At 49.7% G+C, this 18,073-nt stretch carries 19 protein-coding genes and 1 tRNA gene; 4 read left to right on the forward strand and 16 right to left on the reverse strand.

The features are described from left to right. Positions 1 to 109: 109 nt before the first annotated feature. From HMPREF2907_RS08350 to HMPREF2907_RS08400, 13 genes are all read right to left on the reverse strand, one after another. Complete coding sequence (locus HMPREF2907_RS08350; RefSeq protein WP_070682067.1) at positions 110 to 574, reverse strand: MliC family protein; 465 nt, start codon at positions 572 to 574, stop codon at positions 110 to 112. 228 nt (positions 575 to 802) lie between these two features. Next, positions 803 to 928 (reverse strand): type B 50S ribosomal protein L36, encoded by a 126-nt coding sequence (gene ykgO / locus HMPREF2907_RS12030; RefSeq protein ID WP_003685279.1) that lies wholly within the window; start codon positions 926 to 928, stop codon positions 803 to 805. Then, positions 928 to 1,203: a type B 50S ribosomal protein L31 gene (locus tag HMPREF2907_RS12035; RefSeq protein WP_003744241.1), complete on the reverse strand. Its 276-nt coding sequence runs from the start codon at positions 1,201 to 1,203 to the stop codon at positions 928 to 930. The genes ykgO and HMPREF2907_RS12035 overlap by 1 nt, the downstream gene beginning before the upstream one ends. 151 nt (positions 1,204 to 1,354) lie before the next feature. Continuing rightward, the gene (locus HMPREF2907_RS08355) at positions 1,355 to 2,092 is read right to left on the reverse strand and encodes a toxin-antitoxin system YwqK family antitoxin (protein WP_141754433.1); all 738 of its coding nucleotides are present in this window, start codon (positions 2,090 to 2,092) and stop codon (positions 1,355 to 1,357) included. A 356-nt stretch (positions 2,093 to 2,448) separates the two neighbouring features. Beyond that, complete coding sequence (locus HMPREF2907_RS08360; protein WP_070682070.1) at positions 2,449 to 2,766, reverse strand: hypothetical protein; 318 nt, start codon at positions 2,764 to 2,766, stop codon at positions 2,449 to 2,451. Beyond that, a complete protein-coding gene (locus HMPREF2907_RS08365) occupies positions 2,750 to 3,052 on the reverse strand; it encodes an integration host factor subunit alpha (protein WP_003675494.1) in 303 nt (100 codons plus the stop codon). The genes HMPREF2907_RS08360 and HMPREF2907_RS08365 overlap by 17 nt, the downstream gene beginning before the upstream one ends. A 73-nt stretch (positions 3,053 to 3,125) precedes the next feature. After that, positions 3,126 to 5,489 (reverse strand): phenylalanine--tRNA ligase subunit beta, encoded by a 2,364-nt coding sequence (gene pheT / locus HMPREF2907_RS08370; RefSeq protein ID WP_070682073.1) that lies wholly within the window; start codon positions 5,487 to 5,489, stop codon positions 3,126 to 3,128. A gap of 123 nt (positions 5,490 to 5,612) precedes the next feature. Then, positions 5,613 to 6,605 carry a phenylalanine--tRNA ligase subunit alpha gene (gene pheS, locus HMPREF2907_RS08375; protein ID WP_070682076.1) on the reverse strand — a complete coding sequence of 331 codons (993 nt, stop codon included), beginning with the start codon at positions 6,603 to 6,605 and terminating at the stop codon, positions 5,613 to 5,615. Positions 6,606 to 6,850: 245 nt separating this feature from the next. Beyond that, positions 6,851 to 7,210: a 50S ribosomal protein L20 gene (rplT, locus tag HMPREF2907_RS08380; RefSeq protein WP_002214103.1), complete on the reverse strand. Its 360-nt coding sequence runs from the start codon at positions 7,208 to 7,210 to the stop codon at positions 6,851 to 6,853. A 12-nt stretch (positions 7,211 to 7,222) separates the two neighbouring features. Beyond that, the gene (rpmI, locus tag HMPREF2907_RS08385) at positions 7,223 to 7,420 is read right to left on the reverse strand and encodes a 50S ribosomal protein L35 (RefSeq protein ID WP_002232040.1); all 198 of its coding nucleotides are present in this window, start codon (positions 7,418 to 7,420) and stop codon (positions 7,223 to 7,225) included. Between the two features lie 146 nt (positions 7,421 to 7,566). After that, the gene (infC, locus tag HMPREF2907_RS08390) at positions 7,567 to 8,088 is read right to left on the reverse strand and encodes a translation initiation factor IF-3 (RefSeq protein WP_074895063.1); all 522 of its coding nucleotides are present in this window, start codon (positions 8,086 to 8,088) and stop codon (positions 7,567 to 7,569) included. A 17-nt stretch (positions 8,089 to 8,105) separates the two neighbouring features. Further along, positions 8,106 to 10,019 carry a threonine--tRNA ligase gene (gene thrS, locus HMPREF2907_RS08395; protein WP_070682079.1) on the reverse strand — a complete coding sequence of 638 codons (1,914 nt, stop codon included), beginning with the start codon at positions 10,017 to 10,019 and terminating at the stop codon, positions 8,106 to 8,108. 54 nt (positions 10,020 to 10,073) lie between these two features. Then, positions 10,074 to 10,150: transfer RNA gene (locus HMPREF2907_RS08400), tRNA-Val, on the reverse strand. A gap of 256 nt (positions 10,151 to 10,406) precedes the next feature. Between HMPREF2907_RS08400 and tgt the strand changes: the two genes are divergently transcribed. The 4 genes from tgt (at position 10,407) to prmB (ending at position 14,218) form a co-directional block, all read left to right on the forward strand. Beyond that, complete coding sequence (tgt, locus tag HMPREF2907_RS08405) at positions 10,407 to 11,522, forward strand: tRNA guanosine(34) transglycosylase Tgt (protein ID WP_070682082.1); 1,116 nt, start codon at positions 10,407 to 10,409, stop codon at positions 11,520 to 11,522. Positions 11,523 to 11,631: 109 nt separating this feature from the next. Next, positions 11,632 to 12,642, forward strand: a complete 1,011-nt coding sequence (hemH, locus tag HMPREF2907_RS08410; RefSeq protein ID WP_070682086.1) for a ferrochelatase — start codon at positions 11,632 to 11,634, stop codon at positions 12,640 to 12,642. Positions 12,643 to 12,781: 139 nt separating this feature from the next. Further along, positions 12,782 to 13,180 (forward strand): c-type cytochrome, encoded by a 399-nt coding sequence (locus HMPREF2907_RS08415; protein WP_039404779.1) that lies wholly within the window; start codon positions 12,782 to 12,784, stop codon positions 13,178 to 13,180. Positions 13,181 to 13,318: 138 nt separating this feature from the next. Beyond that, a complete protein-coding gene (gene prmB / locus HMPREF2907_RS08420; RefSeq protein WP_070682152.1) occupies positions 13,319 to 14,218 on the forward strand; it encodes a 50S ribosomal protein L3 N(5)-glutamine methyltransferase in 900 nt (299 codons plus the stop codon). An 80-nt stretch (positions 14,219 to 14,298) separates the two neighbouring features. On the opposite strand, the gene HMPREF2907_RS08425 is transcribed toward prmB, so the two are convergent. The 3 genes from HMPREF2907_RS08425 to HMPREF2907_RS08440 form a co-directional block, all read right to left on the reverse strand. Beyond that, a complete protein-coding gene (locus tag HMPREF2907_RS08425; RefSeq protein WP_003744600.1) occupies positions 14,299 to 14,493 on the reverse strand; it encodes a YbdD/YjiX family protein in 195 nt (64 codons plus the stop codon). Further along, the gene (locus HMPREF2907_RS08430; RefSeq protein ID WP_070682088.1) at positions 14,483 to 16,564 is read right to left on the reverse strand and encodes a carbon starvation CstA family protein; all 2,082 of its coding nucleotides are present in this window, start codon (positions 16,562 to 16,564) and stop codon (positions 14,483 to 14,485) included. The genes HMPREF2907_RS08425 and HMPREF2907_RS08430 overlap by 11 nt, the downstream gene beginning before the upstream one ends. A 465-nt stretch (positions 16,565 to 17,029) precedes the next feature. Further along, positions 17,030 to 18,070, reverse strand: a complete 1,041-nt coding sequence (locus tag HMPREF2907_RS08440) for a zinc-dependent alcohol dehydrogenase family protein (protein ID WP_070682091.1) — start codon at positions 18,068 to 18,070, stop codon at positions 17,030 to 17,032. Positions 18,071 to 18,073 lie beyond the last annotated feature (3 nt).

An 18,073-nucleotide genomic window follows, 5' to 3' on the forward strand; every position in this document is an offset into this window, starting at 1 on the left:
ACAGAACCCGGCTTGCACAGAGCGCCTGAAAGGGCTTTTATCGGGTGTCCAAGATTTTTTTGGGGGGGCAGTCCCGCTTTCAGACGACCCTTAGCAAGATATTTGATGTTTAGCGCACGCGGCAGGAAGTTTCTACACGGTTGCCATACGGATCGGTAAAGCTGAAGAATGCTTCGCCGTTTTTCTCATGCCATTCCGCACCTTTGCCGAACAGGCCGCGGTTGGAAGTGTAGCGCGAGCCGGAACCGGAAACATCGGATGACAATACAGCGCGCTTGTCGTCAAGGCGCAATTCCAACTGATCGTTATTCAAGTTGCGGACATCAACAGACAATCCATTCTCACAAGAGAATGTGCGCAAACGGCGGGACTCTGATGTGCGACGGTTTTCTTCGTAACGTCGCTCTTCACGGCGCATCTCATTACGGTCGTAATTATCATCACGATTGTCGTAACGGCGTTCATGGCGATGCTCGTGGCGGGAACCACGTTCGAAATCATAATCCATGTCGGGTGCAACGCATGCACCAAGGGATAATGCAGCGGCAACAGCCAGTAATACTTTTGATTTCATAAATAAATATCTCCTAAATAGAGGAATTTGTCTGCTAAATGCGCTCTCATGTTATAAACATTTCTACCTCCAAACAAGCGGGATTACGCTAATTTACCCGATATTCCTAAAACCGGTTGTTTGCAGGCAAAAAAGATATTTTTAATGATATTAACCAACATGAGTTTACATGATTGTGAAAAAAAATCCGCACCATTGCCAGATGCGGACAGTCGATCCAACCGGTATTTAACGCTGACGTGCCTTAAAGCGCGGGTTACTCTTACAAATAACGTAAACCTTACCCTTCCTTCGGACTATTTGACAGTCGCGGTGGCGTTTTTTCGCTGTTTTCAGTGAAGATAAAACTTGCATTATTTGTCCTTTCTAAATGAAGACATCATCGATTGGAAACGCTGATTGAACTTGCTCGCACGCCCTTCCGTGTTAACGTTGCGCTGTCTGCCAGTGTACACAGGATGAGATGCAGACGACGTATCCAGCGCGAAAAGCGGGTATTCTTTTCCATCTTTCCAAACCATCGTCTTACCATGCGTCTCCGCACAAGAGCGGATAAGCCAGCCTTCATTTGCACCGCTGTCGAAAAATAAAACAGTACGGTAATTATCAGGATGAATATTCGGTTTCATCAATCAATACTCCATAATTAATATGTTATAATATAACATTATACGCTATTTTAAAAATATCGCAAGTTCCCTCTAAATACCTTTTCATAAAAAAGAAATACGGATAAAGCATTAAACCTTACCCGTACTTTCTTTTTATATATTGTAACGGTTATTCAACAACATAACCTTCTTTGTCCCAATGCGTTTTTTTCACCAGCTGATCATTGGAATAAACCGATTCTGACTTTTTGGCACCATCTTCATACCACTCCAAAACAATACCATTGCGACGACCATTAGAAATGCTGATTTCCGACAAAACACGACCATTTTCGTCCCAACTTAAAATCTCAGTCGGTTTATCGTTGACCATATTCATTTCCATCTTCGGACTGCCGTCCGGATACCATTGCTTCCAATAACCGTTGGCTTTGTCGTGTTTGAACTGGATCTCGCTTTCCTTCACCCCATTACGGTAATATCGCGAACCGGTTCCTTCGCTCAAACCGTTTTGATAAGGCATCACAGCAGATTTCTTACCGTTCGGATACCAGTTTGTCCATTCACCGTTCGGCTTGCTGTTTTTATAAGTCCCTACCATTTTTTTCTGTCCGTTGAAATGCCAAAGCGTCAACGTCCCATTATCTAACACAGGAACAAATACTTTAATTTGCCCTGCAGGAACTTCATACGGATCAGAATATTTCTTCATGGACGGGTAATAAAAATCCTGCGCTTTGGCAATACCTGATTGAACCGTATATTGTCGGACATAAGCAACCGATGACATCGTTGCTGTAATTTTGCCATGTTGATTAAAATAAACAGAATGGGATTGCGCCCATGTTTGAGAAAATACGCCTAAAAGCAGTACGACAGCCAAACTTTTTTGCCAATATTGAATCATTGTCAGATTATCCGGAAACTGGAGCCAATAATATCGCTCCTTAGATTAAATGTGCAGATTGAAGTATTCCGACGACACATCATTGTGTTCGTATCATTATAACTTTCATAGCATGGATTGTTAAACACAATATCCGTGCAGACTGTTGATATAAAAGACAATAACTTCGAAAAATGGTTCAAGTCAATACAAAAGGCATTAATACATCATTTAAAAACAGGTACCTATCATATTTATTAAGATTAAGGATGCTTATAAACTAAGTAAATATTTTCTAATACATAGCAAGCCCCAAAATCCATAAAAACAAACAGCCGCTTCCCTTAGATAAGGAAGCGGCTGTTTATCTAATTAAACTAAGCAAGTGCTTTTTGCAAATCTGCCAATATAGAATTTAATCCGGCTTTAACCTCTTCCGCTTTTGCAGCAGGATGACCGTTTGCATCCAAAGAATCACGGCTGAAGCGGTCGACATAAGGCGCAAAGGTATATTTCAGCTTCAACAGTTTCACCACATCGGAACGGGTGTAACGGTTGCCACCGTAACCGACAACGATACCGTTCTCATGTTGCCACTGGGTAAATTGTGACGGGCTGATTTGCACCAGTTCGCACATTTCGTCCAGCGAGAAATAACGTTTTGCAGGAATAACGGGATTAGCGTTGTTTGTCATAGTAATGCTCCACCATGCCTTTGAGTTTTTGGCTGGCATGGAAAGTGACTACGCGGCGGGCGGTAATCGGTACTTCTTCGCCGGTTTTCGGATTACGGCCGGGACGTTGCGGTTTGTCGCGCAACTGAAAATTACCGAAACCGGAAATTTTGATTTCTTCGCCGCGTGCCAAAGTGCTGCGGATTTCTTCAAAAAAGAGTTCGACGATTTCTTTGGCATCGTTTTTGGTTACATTGCTGACTTTATCTACCAAAATATCGGCCAATTCAGCTTTAGTTAATGTCATATTATTACCTTCTGTTGTAACAGGTGCAGATTATTACCAATTTCTATTTAAAATTCAAGCGAATATTTATTTTTTAGCTGCGAAGTTGCGCTCCCGCAGCAGTTGCTGCGTCAATCAGTTTTCCGATAACCGGCTCGACTGTTTCATCCGTCAGCGTGTTTTCCATATCCTGCAAAATCACTTTGACCGCCATGCTCTTCATCCCTTCAGGCAGGCCCGTACCGCGATATACGTCAAATACGCTGATTTCCTGTACCAACTTGTTTGCTGCGCCTTTCAATGCGGCCAACAAATCATCATGAGTCATGGTTTCAGGCATAACAAACGCCAAATCCCTGCGCACCGGCTGGAATTTCGATACTGCCTGATAGCGCATTTTTTCGCGTTCCAACACGGCGGCCATATCGATTTCAAATACCAGCGGCGCTTGCGGCAAGTCGTATTTTTGCAGCCATTTCGGATGCAATTCGCCGATAAAACCGATGACCTGGCCGTCTGAAACAATATTGGCGGCGCGGCCTGGATGCAGGGCGGGATGTTCGGTTTTGACGAACTCAACTGCTTTGTTTTTCAACAGATTTTCCACATCCGCCTTGATGTCGTAAAAATCCGCGTTGCGCGTTTTTTCGCCCCATTGTTCGGGCATCGCCGCGCCGTACCACAGGCCGCCGATGCGTTCGTTTTGTACAAACCGGCCGTCTGAACCTTTGCTGAACACGCGGGCAATTTCAAACACGCGCACGCGGTTTTGTTTGCGGTTCAAATTGTTTTGCAGAATTTCCACCAAGCCGCCGATGAGCGTGGAACGCATCACGGCATACTGCGCTGCCAGCGGATTTTGCAGGCGGATGGGATTGGCGTTGGCGGCAAAATCGAGTTCCCACTGCTCGTCAACGAAGGCGTAGCTGACCACTTCGCGGTAACCGCGCGCCGCCATTTCGTTATAAACGGCAAAACGCGGACGGCGGGTTTCGGGCAGCGCCAGCATTTTCAGACGGCCTGACGTATAATCGTCGGGGATATTTTCATAGCCGTAAACGCGGCCGATTTCTTCAATCAAATCGGCCTCGATTTCGATGTCGAAACGGAAGCTCGGCGCAGTAACTCGGAAGCCTTCCGCAGTTTTTTCAGGCTGCAAGCCCAAGTGCTGCAAAATGGTTTCCACCTGTTCGGCGGGAATGTCCACGCCCAACACCGTTTTCAGACGACCCAAACGCAATTCAACCTGCTTGGCTTCGGGCAATTTACCCTGCGCTTCCACCATTTCGCCCGCCGCACCGCCGCAGATTTGCAAAACCAATTCGGTAGCGCGTTCGATGGCATCGGCCTGCAAACGGTAATCCACGCCGCGCTCAAAGCGGAACGATGAATCCGAGCCAAAACCGTATTGGCGCGATTTGCCGGCAATGATTTCAGGCGCAAACCAAGCCGCTTCCAGCACGATATTTTGCGTGTCGTCTGAAACCGCGCTTGCCGCGCCGCCCATCAGACCCGCCAAGCTCAACGCACCTTTTTCATCGGCCACTACCAGCGTGTTTTCAGACAGAGAGACAGTTTTCTCGTTCAGGCATTCCAGCATTTCACCTTCGCGCGCGCGGCGGATGTGCAGGCTGCCTGAAAGTTTGTCGGCATCAAAAACATGCATCGGCTGACCGATTTCCAGCATTACATAATTGCCAATGTCCACCAACGCGGAAATACTGCGGATACCGCTGCGCTCCAAACGCTGCTTCATCCAATCCGGCGTGGCAGCGCGCGCGTTCACGTTTTCAATCACGCGGCTGATAAAGCGGCCGCAATCGGCAGGCGCATCAATCTGCACGGGCTGTTTGCGGCTACCCGTGATTGGCGCGGCATGGATTGCAGGCTGCTTGAACGCGCAACCTGTCAGCGCGGACACTTCACGCGCAATGCCTTTGATGCTCAGGCAGTCGGCACGGTTCGGCGTGATTTTCAGCGTGAACACCGTATCGTCCAAATCCAGATATTCGCGGATGTTTGCACCGACAGGAGCGTCTTTCGACAGAATGTGCAAGCCGTTCACGCCGTCGTCAGGCAGACCGAGTTCGTCGGTGGAACACAACATCCCGTTCGACACCACGCCGCGCATCTTGGTCGGCTTGATTTTGAAATTGCCCGGCAACACCGCACCCGGCAGCGAACACAGCACCTTGATGCCCGCTTTCACATTCGGTGCACCGCACACAATCTGCACCAACTCGCCCGTACCCGCATCGACTTGGGTAACATTCAAACGGTCGGCATCAGGATGTTTTTCAACGGATTTCACTTCGGCAATTACCACGCCTGTAAACACAGGCGCGGCAGTCTCGGCTTCTTCGACTTCCAAGCCGGACATGGTTAACAAATGTTCCAGCTTATCGGCGGAAAGTTCGGTATCGGCTTGGGTTTTCAGCCATGAGTAGGAGAATTGCATGTTATGTTCTCAATCAACTAATTAACTTTTTATCAGATTTTGTTTTCAGACGACCTGTTTGCTTGGGAGTGCAGGCTGCTTTTTAACTTTGTTAGGGCAGTTTCTTTTAGGCAGCCTGCACAATCATTTCGCAAACTGCTTCAAAAAGTTCAAATCGTTATCGAAAAACAGCCGCAAATCATTCACGTTGTAACGCAACATGGCGAAACGATCGAGGCCGATGCCGAAGGCGAAACCGGTGTATTTTTCGGGGTCGATATTCACGTTTTTCAACACGTTGGGATGCACCATGCCGCAGCCGCCGACTTCCAGCCATTTGCCGTTTTCGCCCATGATGTCGATTTCGGCGGACGGCTCGGTGAACGGGAAGAAAGACGGACGGAAACGTACCTGCAAATCATCGCGTTCGAAAAAGCGGCGGATAAAATCGGTGAACACGGCTTTCAAATCGGCGAAGGTTACGCCCTCTTCCACCCACAGGCCTTCGGCTTGATGGAACATGGGTGAGTGCGTAGCATCGCTGTCCACACGGTAAACGCGGCCGGGAGCGATAATACGGATGGGCGGCTCTTTTTTATCGAGCATGTAGCGGATTTGAATCGGGGAAGTGTGCGTACGCAAAACATCGCCGTTTTCAACGTAGAACGTATCCTGCATGGCGCGTGCCGGGTGGTTTGCGGGGATGTTCAGGGCTTGGAAGTTGTGAAAATCGTCTTCGATTTCAGGGCCGTCTGCCACTTCAAAGCCCATACCGTGAAAGAGTTCGACCACGCGCTGCAAAGTCAGGGTTACGGGATGCAGACCGCCGTTTTCCTGCGCGCGTCCGGGCAGGGTAATATCGAGTGCTTCGGCGGCAAGCTGGGCTTGCAGCTTGGCTTCGTTGAGGGCATCGCGTTTATTGTTAAAGGCCGTCTGAAACTGGTTTTTGCACTCATTGATATGCGCACCTATGGTTTTGCGCTCTTCAGGCGACATTTGACCTAAGGTTTTCAGAAGTCCGGTCAACTCGCCGGTTTTACCAAGATAATGGGCTTTGATTTGTTCTAGAGCGTTGAAGTCTTGCGCGGCTTCTACTGCGGCAATACCTTCTGCAACGATACGGTTTACATTTTCCATAGTGGTTTATCGTCTGTCGGTTGATGATGGGTCGTCTGAAACAATGAGGCCGCCTGTATGGTTTGGTGTTGCCAAACTTTTCAGACGACCTTTTATCGTTTACGGCCAATCCGTTTGATAGAATCGGCGTATTTTAGCGCAAATCAATTCAAAAAAATAGACTTTAAAGAAAGAAAATCAATCACATAGACTTTCTTCAAACAAAGAAAAAAGGAAGCCGTAGCTTCCTTTTTAAATTTTTTGGATTAAGCAGCCAAAGCAGCTTTAGCTTTCTCAACCAATTGTGCAAAAGCGGCTTTATCAAATACAGCCAGATCAGCCAATACTTTGCGGTCGATTTCGATAGAGGCGCGTTTCAGACCGTTCATAAATTTGCTGTAAGACAGACCGTTTTCACGAGCACCTGCATTGATACGAACAATCCACAATTGACGGAATTGACGTTTGCGTTGACGACGGTCACGGTATGCGTATTGACCGGCTTTCATTACCGCTTGCTTGGCAACGCGGTATACGTTTTTACGACGGCCGCGGTAACCTTTGGCTAACGCGAAGATTTTTTGGTGACGGGCACGAGCGGTTACACCGCGTTTTACGCGTGGCATATTCTAAACTCCTTAAGCGTAGGGTAACATTTTAGCAACAGAAGCCAAATCGCGATCGTTTACCATAGAGGTACCGCGCAGTTGGCGTTTGTTTTTAGTGGTCTTTTTAGTCAAGATGTGGCGTTTGAACGCATGAGCGCGTTTTACACCGCCGTTACCCAGTACTTTGAAGCGTTTTTTCGCGCTAGACTTGGTTTTCATTTTAGGCATGGGAAAACTCCATTCGTTATTAGATAAGGCATCAGGGGGTTTTAAAACATTGGTTTCAAACACTTGAACCCAAAATGCCACGGTTTTTGCCGCCAATCAAAAGTTTACTCCGAAGCGGCAATCGGAGTAAGCTGAGGATTATAACTTTATTTTTTCTTCGGTGCAATCATCATCACCATTTGACGGCCTTCCATTTTAGGGAAGGATTCGATTTGAGCCACTTCCGCCAAATCCTCTTTCACGCGCTCTAAAAGTTGCGCCCCGAGTTGCTGGTGAGCCATTTCACGACCGCGGAAACGAAGCGTTACTTTGACTTTATCGCCGTCAGCCAAGAAGCGGTTGATGTTGCGCATTTTGATTTGATAATCGCCTTCATCGGTACCCGGACGGAATTTGATTTCCTTAATTTGTACCTGCTTCTGGTTTTTCTTGGCTTCGTCGCGTTTCTTGGCTTGTTGGTATTTATATTTACCGTAATCCATCAGTTTGCATACGGGCGGTTTGGCAGTAGGGGAAATCTCTACCAAATCCACATCCTGCTCTTCGGCCATGGCCAAAGCTTCACGAACCGATACGACACCAAGCTGTTCGCCTGACTCACTGATTAAACGCACTTCTTTGGCGGTAATTTCGCCATTGATTCGTGCTTCGCGTTCTTGAGCGATGATGAATACTCCTATAAAAATTAATGGTTGACGAGGGCGTCCGCGATTTCTTGCTGCAGTTGTGCAATGAAATCATCCAAATCCAAAGAACCCAAGTCTTCTGCTTTGCGGCGCACGGCCACTTTGTTTTCTTGCTTCTCTTTATCGCCGACAACGATTTGATAAGGGAAGCGGTATTGGCTGTTATCACGGATTTTGTAACCGATTTTTTCGTTACGCAAATCCAGCTCTACACGGAAGCCAGCAGCCTGCAATTTGGCAGCCACTTCACGGCAGTAATCCGCTTGATTTTCGGTGATATTCATAATCACCATTTGAACCGGCGCCAACCATAGTGGGAAAGAACCTGCATGGTTTTCAATCAAAATACCGATAAATCGTTCCAAAGAACCCAAAATGGCGCGGTGCAACATTACCGGACGGGCGCGGTCATTGTTTTCGGTTACATATTCTGCATCCAAGCGTTCCGGCAATACAAAGTCCAGTTGCAGCGTACCACACTGCCAAGAACGTCCCAATGCATCTTTAACGTGATATTCGATTTTAGGCCCGTAGAACGCGCCTTCACCCGGCAACTCATCCCATTCCACACCGCAAGCAGTCAATGCTTCGCGCAGACCTTGTTCTGCCTTATCCCACACGTCGTCTGAACCGGCGCGCTTCTCAGGACGCAGTGAAAGTTTGACGGACACATCATGGAAACCGAATTGCTTGTAAATACGAACCAGCAATTCATTGAATGCCCGCGCTTCGCTGACGATTTGATCTTCGGTACAGAAAATATGCGCATCGTCTTGTACAAAACCGCGGACACGCATCAGTCCATGTAATGCACCGCTCGGCTCGTTGCGATGGCAAGAACCAAATTCTGCCAAACGCATTGGCAAATCGCGGTACGAGCGCAGACCGTTATTGAAAATCTGAACATGTCCCGGGCAGTTCATCGGTTTAACCGCGTATTCGCGCTTTTCCGAACTGGTTACGAACATATTGTCTTTATAGTTATCCCAGTGACCGGATTTTTCCCAAAAGGTTTTATCCATAATTTGGGGGGTCTTGACTTCCTTGTAACCGGCGGCATTCAGCTCTTTGCGCATATGCTGCTCGATAGTCTGCCACAAAGCCCAACCTTTGGGATGCCAAAACACCATACCCGGCGCTTCGTCTTGCAGATGGAACAAATCCAGTTGTTTGCCCAATTTGCGGTGGTCGCGTTTTTCTGCTTCTTCGATGCGTTGAATATAGGCTTTCAATTCGTCTTTTGTCGCCCAAGCGGTGCCGTAAATACGTTGCAGCATTTCATTATTGCTGTCGCCGCGCCAGTATGCGCCTGCCAGCTTGGTCAGCTTGAAGTTTTTCAGGAAGCGGGTGTTCGGAACGTGCGGACCGCGGCACATATCGACATATTCCTGATGATGATACATACCCATTGCTTCAACTTCGGGCATATCTTCAATCAGGCGCAGCTTATATTCTTCACCGCGATCTTGGAAAATTTTGATGGTTTCGGCTCGCGGAGTCATGATTTTGATTACATCATAATCCTGAGCAATCAATTCTTTCATACGCGCTTCAATAGCTGCAACATCTTCAGGCGTAAACGGTTTTTCCGTAGCAATATCGTAATAAAAGCCCTCTTCAATGACGGGGCCGATAACCATTTTTGCGTTGGTATAGAGTTGCTTGACCGCATGACCGACAAGGTGGGCGCAAGAGTGGCGGATGATTTCAACGCCTTCTTGGTCTTTCGGGGTAATGATTTGGACGGTTGAATCTTCGGTAATCGGATCGCACGCATCGACCAATTTACCGTTTACCTTACCTGCCACCGTCGCCTTTGCCAAACCTGCTCCGATAGACGCGGCAATCTGTGCCACGGTAACGGGCGATTCGTATTGGCGGACTGAGCCGTCCGGCAAGGTAATGTTCAACATCAAAAAAGCTCCAAAACATTAAAAAATAACGGCATAAATGCCGTTTGGGAAATTTGGTAGGCACGATTGGATTCGAACCAACGACCCCCACCATGTCAAGGTGGTGCTCTAACCAACTGAGCTACGTGCCTGTTTAACAGAGCTCGGATTATAGACGATACTTTGACGCGATGGCAAGCATGAAAACGAGGTTTCAGACGACATTGTCGGAACATTGTGATTTTTTTGAAACATTTTCAACAGTGAACATCTCGAGACGAATAAGGTCGTCTGAAATATTCAAACACCGCTATTACGATGAAAATCCTTTATAATCCCGTTTTTTAGCTCAATCGTTTGACTGCACGGCGGCTTCGCACGCCGTTTTCGACATTATAGATACAACCTATGCTCAAATTTACCTTACACAAAAAAGACGGTCATGCCCGACGCGGCACGCTGGAACTGAACCACGGCAAAATCGAAACGCCCGTATTTATGCCGGTCGGCACTTACGGCTCGGTTAAGGCGATGAATCCGCAAAACCTGCACGACATCAAGGCACAAATTATTTTGGGCAACACTTACCATTTATGGCTGCGTCCCGGTTTGGAAGTCATCGAACAATTCGGCGGCCTGCACGATTTTATCGGCTGGAACAAACCCATCTTGACCGACTCGGGCGGTTTTCAGGTTTTCTCGCTCTCCGACATGCGCAAACTCACTGAAGAAGGCTGTACCTTCCAAAGCCCGATCAACGGCGACAGACTCTTCCTCTCGCCCGAAATCTCCATGAAAATCCAAACCGTACTCAATTCCGACATCGTGATGCAGTTGGACGAATGCACACCCGGCGAAGCAACGCACGAACAGGCGCAAAAATCCCTGCAAATGAGCCTGCGTTGGGCAGAACGCAGCAAAAAAGCCTTTGAAGATTTGAAGAACCCGAATGCCCTATTCGGCATCGTGCAAGGCGCGATGTATGAAGATTTGCGCGAAGAATCGCTGCGCGGCTTGGAACAATTCGACTTCCCCGGCCTTGCCATCGGCGGACTGTCCGTCGGCGAACCCAAGCCCGAAATGTACCGCATGCTGCGCGCCGTCGGACCGATACTGCCCGAACACAAACCGCATTACCTGATGGGCGTCGGCACGCCGGAAGATCTCGTTTACGGCGTGGCGCACGGCGTGGACATGTTCGACTGCGTTATGCCCACCCGCAATGCGCGCAACGGCTGGCTGTTCACCCGTTTCGGCGATTTGAAAATCAAAAACGCCAAACACAAGCTCGACAAACGCCCGATAGACGAAAGCTGCACCTGCTACGCCTGCCAAAACTTCAGCCGCGCCTACCTGCACCATCTGCACCGCGTCGGCGAAATCTTGGGCGCGCAACTCAACACCATCCACAACCTGCATTTCTACCAAGTCATCATGGCGGAAATGCGCGAAGCCATCGAGCAAGGGAAATTTGCCGATTGGCAGGCGCAATTCCATGAAAACCGCGCCCGCGGGGTGGATTGAGATTTCACCACACTTATCGAGGTCGTCTGAAAACACCTATCTTGATTGATCCTTTGCTTTTCAGACGACCTTTTGCACAAACTATCATTCAATATTAAAGAAAGAAACCATGCCCCGTTTCCTGCCAGAGCCTCCCCTCCCCTATACCGAACAAAACCGTACCGCCGTCCTACTGCTTAACCTCGGCACACCGGATGCTCCGACCGCGCAAGCCGTCAAACCTTACCTGCGCGACTTTTTATCCGACCAACGCGTAGTGGAACTGCCGAAGCTGTTGTGGCAACCGATCTTGCGTGGCCTGATACTGACGCTGCGCCCGAAAAAAAGCGCGCACGCCTATGAAAAAATCTGGTTTAAAGACGGCTCACCCTTATTGGTTTATACCGCACGCCAAGCCGAAGCCTTGGGCGAACTACTGCCGGATGTAACCGTCCGCTACGCCATGACTTACGGCAACCCGGGCGTTGACGACGTCTTGGCGGAATTGAAATCGCAAGGCATCGGTAATCTTTTGGTAGTCCCGCTTTATCCGCAATATGCGGCATCAAGCACAGGCGCGGCTTTGGATAAAGTGTTCTTGCAATTACTGCGCCAGCGCAACCAACTCAGCATACGCACAATATCCCGTTTCTACGATGATGCAGGCTATATCGAAGCCATGAAAAAGCAGATTCAGGCATATTGGGCGGAACACGGACGCGGCGAAAAACTGATGCTGAGTTTTCACGGCATACCGCAGAAACAGTACGACGAGGGCGACCCTTATCCCGACGAATGCCACCATACCGCCAAACTGCTTGCCGAAGCCTTGGGACTGGCTGAGCAGGAATATATCGTCTCCTTCCAAAGCCAGTTCGGCAAGGCGAAATGGGTTAAACCGAGTACGCAGGTTCTGTTTGACGAACTGCCGAAACAAGGCATAACGAAATTGGACGTTTTCTGTCCGGGCTTCATGGCAGACTGCTTGGAAACGATGGAAGAAATCGCTTTGATGGGGCGCGAACAATTTCATGCCGCCGGCGGTAAAGAATACCGCTATATCCCCTGCCTGAACGACGGCGCAGAATGGATAGGCGCACTGGCAGATTTGGTGCGGCGCAATTTGCGCGGATGGGTTTGAAGCATCCCCGTTGTTTCTTTGACTTAAATCTAAGGTCGTCTGAAAAGCTTCGGCAGGATAGGTTTTCAGACGACCTTTATTGTATGATTGCCCTATTCCTTTAAAACAAAAACATCCCGACCATCTGCAAGGACAAACCATGAAAACCATCCACATCCTGACACTTGCCGCACTCTCCTGCTTTTCTGCCCCAACCTTCGCCGCCGATGCCGCACAGATGGCGCAAGGGCAGAAAATTTACGAAACCAACTGCGCCGCCTGCCACGGTAAAAAAGGCGAAGGCAGAGGAGCAATGTTCCCGCCCCTGTTCCGTTCCGACTACATCATGAAAAAACCGCAGGTACTGTTGAACAGCATGCTCAAAGGCATCAACGGCCCGATCAAGGTTAACGGCAAACCCTACAACGGCTTCATGCCTGCAACAGCCATCAACGAAGCGGACGTAGCAGCAGTTTCGACCTACATTATGAATGCATTTGATAACGGCGGCGGCACCATCACCGAAAAAGATGTGAAAGCGGCAAAAGGCAAAAAATAACCGCTTCCGCACCCAAGAGGTCGTCTGAAACCATGCTTTCAGACGACCTCTGTTATAATCGCTCCGCTTTGCAACAAATGACTTCCCGATTCCGCCGCCTGAAAGACGGTGTTCCGACCATTAAGGACTTTGATGAATATGTTTACCCAAGCAGCCCAAGAATTGACCACCGTCCGCGACATCCTGCGTTTCGCCGTCAGCCGTTTCAACGATGCCGGTTTGTTTTTCGGGCACGGCTCGGACAACGCACACGACGAAGCGGCCTACCTCATCCTACACACCCTCAACCTGCCGCTGGACACGCTGGAACCTTACCTCGACGCCAAGCTGCTGCAAAGCGAGAAAGAAGAAGTATTGGCAGTGCTGGAACGCCGCGCAGTCGAACACATCCCCGCAGCCTACCTCACCCATCAGGCATGGCAGGGCGATTTCGATTTTTATGTTGACGAACGCGTCATCGTACCGCGCTCGTTTATTTACGAGCTGCTCGGCGACAGCCTTACCCCTTGGATAGAACACCCCGAATTGGTTCACCGCGCATTGGACTTGTGTACCGGCAGCGGCTGCCTCGCCGTCCAAATGGCGCACCACTACCCTGCTGCTGAAATCGACGCCGTTGATTTGAGTTTGGATGCACTGGAAGTGGCCGCCATCAACGTTGAAGATTATGGTTTGGAAGAGCGCATCAACCTGATTCATACCGATTTGTTCGAAGGATTGGAAGGCGCGTACGACTTAATTGTTTCCAACCCGCCTTATGTCGATGCCGAATCGGTCGATATGTTACCCGACGAATACCTGCACGAACCCGAACTCGCCTTGGGCAGCGGCGAAGACGGTTTGGACGCCACCCGCCAAATCCTGCTGCACGCCGCCAAATACCTGAACCCTAAAGGCTTACTGTTGGTCGAAATCGGACACAACCGCGACGTATTGGAAGCCGCCTATCCCGAGCTGCCGTTCACTTGGTTGGAAACCAGCGGCGGCGACGGATTCGTATTCTTGCTGACCCGCGAGCAGCTATTGGGCGAATACTAGCCCGTTCTTTTTCAAGCAGCATTAATATAAAAAGGTCGTCTGAAAACTTTCAGACGACCTTTTTTCAACCATTCAAGCGATTAGCAACATCTTCCGCCGTTTGCACCGCAGCGGCGTTTGCGGCAGTAGTCTTGAAATTGCAGCTCGGTCATGACGGGGGCGTTGGGATTATGTTTGCGTTGTTGTGCAACGTAGTTTTCATAATCGGGCACGCCTGCCATGAGGTTGGCGGTAAGTTTGGCGGTTTTCCACCAAGCGGCGAGTTTACGCTTCACTTTGTGCCTCCGGTTGTTTGCCGTCGCGGTACACCGCCGGAATTTCTTTAGCGGTTGACCAGCCGACTTTGCGTGCTTTCATAGCGGTACGCACGCCGTAGATGGCAACGACGACGACGACGGAGAGGAACAATGCGGTCAGACCGGCATTAATCTGGTCGTTGAAGATGATTTGCGACATTTCGCCGATGTCTTTAGCGGGCGCGAGGACTTCGTTTTTAGCCAATGCTTCGCTGTATTTGCCGGCATGGGCAAGGAAGCTGACGCGCGGGTCGCTGTGGAACAGTTTTTGCAGACCGGCGTAGCAGGTTACAAATAGTACGCCGACGGCAGGAACGAGTGCCACCCAGACATAGCGGTCGCGTTTCATCTTAATCAACACAACGGCACACATAATCAAGGCTACACCTGCCAGCATTTGGTTGGCGATGCCGAACAAAGGCCAGAGCGAGTTGATGCCGCCCAACGGATCGGTCACGCCGGTGTAGAGGAAGTAGCCCCACAATGCCACGGCGAAGAAGGTCGCAATCAGGTTGGCAGGGATGGAGTCGGTGTTGCCGAAAGGTTTGTAGAAAATACTGCCCAAGTCTTGAATCATGAAACGTGCGACGCGGGTACCGGCATCGACGGCGGTCAGGATGAACAAGGCTTCAAACAACAGGGCAAAGTGATACCAGAATGCCATCATGGCTTCGCCCGGAATCAGACGGCTCATGATGTGTGCCATACCGACTGCGAGGGTAGGCGCACCGCCCGCACGGGAAAGGATGGTGTTTTCGCCCACTTCCTTAGCGGTGTGCAACAGGGTTGCGGCATCGACAGGGAATTGCAGCTTGGTGGTAATCACTTCGGCGGCAGTATTGGCATCTGTACCGATCAGAGCGGCAGGGCTGTTCATAGCGAAGTACACGCCGGGATCAAGCGATGCGGCAGCGGCAAGCGCCATAATCGCCACGAAACTTTCCATCAACATACCGCCGTAACCGATCATGCGGACGTGGGTTTCGTTTTCCAGCATTTTCGGCGTGGTACCGGAAGAAATCAGCGCGTGGAAGCCTGAAACCGCACCACAAGCGATGGTAATGAAGAGGAATGGGAACAATGCGCCTGAGAATACCGGGCCGGAACCGTCGATAAAGTGCGTTACGGCAGGCATTTGCAGCGCAGGGCTGACGATGAGGATGCCGATGGCGAGTGCGACAATCGTACCGATTTTCAGGAAGGTAGAGAGATAGTCGCGCGGAGTCAGCAGCAGCCATACCGGCAATACTGATGCTACGAAGCCGTAAATCATAATCGCCCAAGTGAGCTGGAGGCCATCGAGGTCAAACCAGTGACCGATGGAGCTATGCGCCACATTGTCGCCGTAAATGACCGCCAACATCAGCAGGATAAAGCCAACGATGGAAATCTCGCCGATTTTGCCCGGACGGATATAACGGGTGTAAATACCCATAAACAGCGCGATAGGCATGGTGGCGGCAATCGTGAACGTACCCCAAGGGCTGTGAACCAGTGCTTTCACCACAATCAGCGCCAACACCGCCATGATGATGACCATAATCATCAAAATACCGATGGACGCGATCACGCCGGGTACAGTGCCGAGTTCTTGTTTTACGATATCGCCCAAAGATTTACCGTCGCGGCGCATGGAGACGAACAAGACCATCATGTCTTGTACCGCGCCGGCGAACACTACGCCGAAGATAATCCACAGCGTACCCGGCAGATAACCCATTTGCGCAGCCAGTACGGGACCGACCAACGGACCTGCGCCCGCAATTGCGGCAAAGTGGTGTCCGAACAATACGCCTTTGTGTGTCGGTACATAGTCCAAACCGTCATTGTGCCGCTCGGCGGGCGTGAGGCGGTTCGGATCAAGCTGCATCACATATTTGGCGATGTAGAGACTGTAAAAACGGTAAGCGATGCAGTACACCGATACGGCGGCGGTGACCATCCATACCGCGCTGACCTGCTCGCCCCGACTGATGGCCAAAGTGGTAAAGGACGCTACGCCGACCAAAACCACAATGCCCCAAATAAGGAACGTTTTGAGCGATTTCATTGTTTAATCCTTAAAATACAAGAGTGAGAATGTTCGGGTTCTTATTGTTGCGGGGGGACAAACTGCATCCCGAAGCATTTATGGAAGAAAAAAATGAAGCGATGATGGTGCGGGAACCCTGGCTTGAGATAATTAATAAACAAGGGAACCAAAACCCTAGAATGTTAACTATCATCAAGCCTAGCGTAAGGTTAACACAATCCGATAACGTGCGGGCTAGATTTAACTCAAGCAATCGTCATTCATTACGATATTACCGCTTATTTTTTGACAGACTCTTTACAAATGCCATAAAGCCACACTGCCCGGTTGCATATGGCTAAAAGGTTAACGCCACGCCATCCCAATTCAATCAGCCCCATAAACAAAAAGGTCGTCCCTTTCGGGTGGCAATATATAAGGTCGTCTGAAAACCTGTTTTCAGACGACCTCTATCTTTTTTAAAACTCAATAATCTGTTTCAAATCAATCCGCTTCCAAAACCACTTTCATGGCTTGGTTTTCGGCGGCGTGTTTGAACACATCATAGGCTTTTTCCAATTCGCTGAATTTGAAACGGTGGGTCAGCATTTTGGTGTAATCGACGGAGCTGCTGGAAATTGCCTTCATCAGCATTTCGGTGGTGTTGGCGTTTACCAGGCCGGTTGTGATGGCGAGGTTTTTAATCCAGAGTTTTTCAAGTTTGAAATCAACGGATTGACCGTGTACGCCGACGACGGCGATATGACCGCCCGGTTTGACGATGTCTTGGCACATATTCCATGTGGCGGGGATGCCGACGGCTTCAATTGCGCAGTCCACGCCGTCTTCACCGACGATGGCAAAGACTTGTTTGGAGACGTCGCCTGAAGCGGGACTGATAGTATGGGTTGCGCCCAACTCTTTCGCCAGTTTCAAACGGTTTTCGTCCATATCGCAAACAATGATGGCGGCGGGACTATACAGTTGGGCGGTCAGCAGGGCAGACATACCGACGGGGCCTGCGCCTGCGATGAAAACGGTGTCGCCGAGTTTGACATCGCCGTATTGCACGCCGATTTCGTGGGCGGTCGGCAAGGCGTCGCTCAACAACAGGGCGACTTCTTCGTTGACGTTGTCGGGCAGCGGAACAAGGCTGTTGTCGGCATAAGGCGTGCGGACGTATTCGGCTTGCGTGCCGTCGATCATGTAGCCCAAAATCCAGCCGCCGTTGCGGCAGTGTGAATAGAGTTGGATTTTACAGTTGTCGCAAGTGCAGCATTTGCTGACGCATGAAATAATGACTTTATCACCGACTTTGATGTTTTTTACAGCCTCGCCGACTTCTTCTACAATACCTATGCCTTCATGGCCGAGAATACGGCCGTCGGCGACTTCGGGGTTTTTGCCTTTCCAAATACCCAAGTCGGTACCGCAAATCGTGGTTTTGACGATTTTCACCACTGCGTCGGTCGGATCGATAATCTGCGGACGGGGTTTTTCTTCAAAACGGATGTCGTTTGCGCCGTGATAAACCATTGCTTTCATGCT

This window comes from Neisseria sp. HMSC055H02 (genome assembly GCF_001813335.1).
GTDB lineage: Bacteria > Pseudomonadota > Gammaproteobacteria > Burkholderiales > Neisseriaceae > Neisseria > Neisseria sicca_C.

Coding starts and splice junctions, on each gene's coding strand:
- HMPREF2907_RS08415 (WP_039404779.1), top strand. CDS start 12,782: ATGAAAACCATCCACATCCTGACACTTGCCGCACTCTCCTGCTTTTCT.
- HMPREF2907_RS12035 (WP_003744241.1), bottom strand. CDS start 1,203: ATGAAACCGAATATTCATCCTGATAATTACCGTACTGTTTTATTTTTC.
- prmB (WP_070682152.1), top strand. CDS start 13,319: ATGTTTACCCAAGCAGCCCAAGAATTGACCACCGTCCGCGACATCCTG.
- HMPREF2907_RS08360 (WP_070682070.1), bottom strand. CDS start 2,766: ATGACAAACAACGCTAATCCCGTTATTCCTGCAAAACGTTATTTCTCG.
- pheT (WP_070682073.1), bottom strand. CDS start 5,489: ATGCAATTCTCCTACTCATGGCTGAAAACCCAAGCCGATACCGAACTT.
- ykgO (WP_003685279.1), bottom strand. CDS start 928: ATGCAAGTTTTATCTTCACTGAAAACAGCGAAAAAACGCCACCGCGAC.
- thrS (WP_070682079.1), bottom strand. CDS start 10,019: ATGTTGAACATTACCTTGCCGGACGGCTCAGTCCGCCAATACGAATCG.
- HMPREF2907_RS08430 (WP_070682088.1), bottom strand. CDS start 16,564: ATGAAATCGCTCAAAACGTTCCTTATTTGGGGCATTGTGGTTTTGGTC.
- hemH (WP_070682086.1), top strand. CDS start 11,632: ATGCCCCGTTTCCTGCCAGAGCCTCCCCTCCCCTATACCGAACAAAAC.
- pheS (WP_070682076.1), bottom strand. CDS start 6,605: ATGGAAAATGTAAACCGTATCGTTGCAGAAGGTATTGCCGCAGTAGAA.
- HMPREF2907_RS08350 (WP_070682067.1), bottom strand. CDS start 574: ATGAAATCAAAAGTATTACTGGCTGTTGCCGCTGCATTATCCCTTGGT.
- HMPREF2907_RS08440 (WP_070682091.1), bottom strand. CDS start 18,070: ATGAAAGCAATGGTTTATCACGGCGCAAACGACATCCGTTTTGAAGAA.
- rplT (WP_002214103.1), bottom strand. CDS start 7,210: ATGCCACGCGTAAAACGCGGTGTAACCGCTCGTGCCCGTCACCAAAAA.
- tgt (WP_070682082.1), top strand. CDS start 10,407: ATGCTCAAATTTACCTTACACAAAAAAGACGGTCATGCCCGACGCGGC.
- HMPREF2907_RS08365 (WP_003675494.1), bottom strand. CDS start 3,052: ATGACATTAACTAAAGCTGAATTGGCCGATATTTTGGTAGATAAAGTC.
- HMPREF2907_RS08355 (WP_141754433.1), bottom strand. CDS start 2,092: ATGATTCAATATTGGCAAAAAAGTTTGGCTGTCGTACTGCTTTTAGGC.
- rpmI (WP_002232040.1), bottom strand. CDS start 7,420: ATGCCTAAAATGAAAACCAAGTCTAGCGCGAAAAAACGCTTCAAAGTA.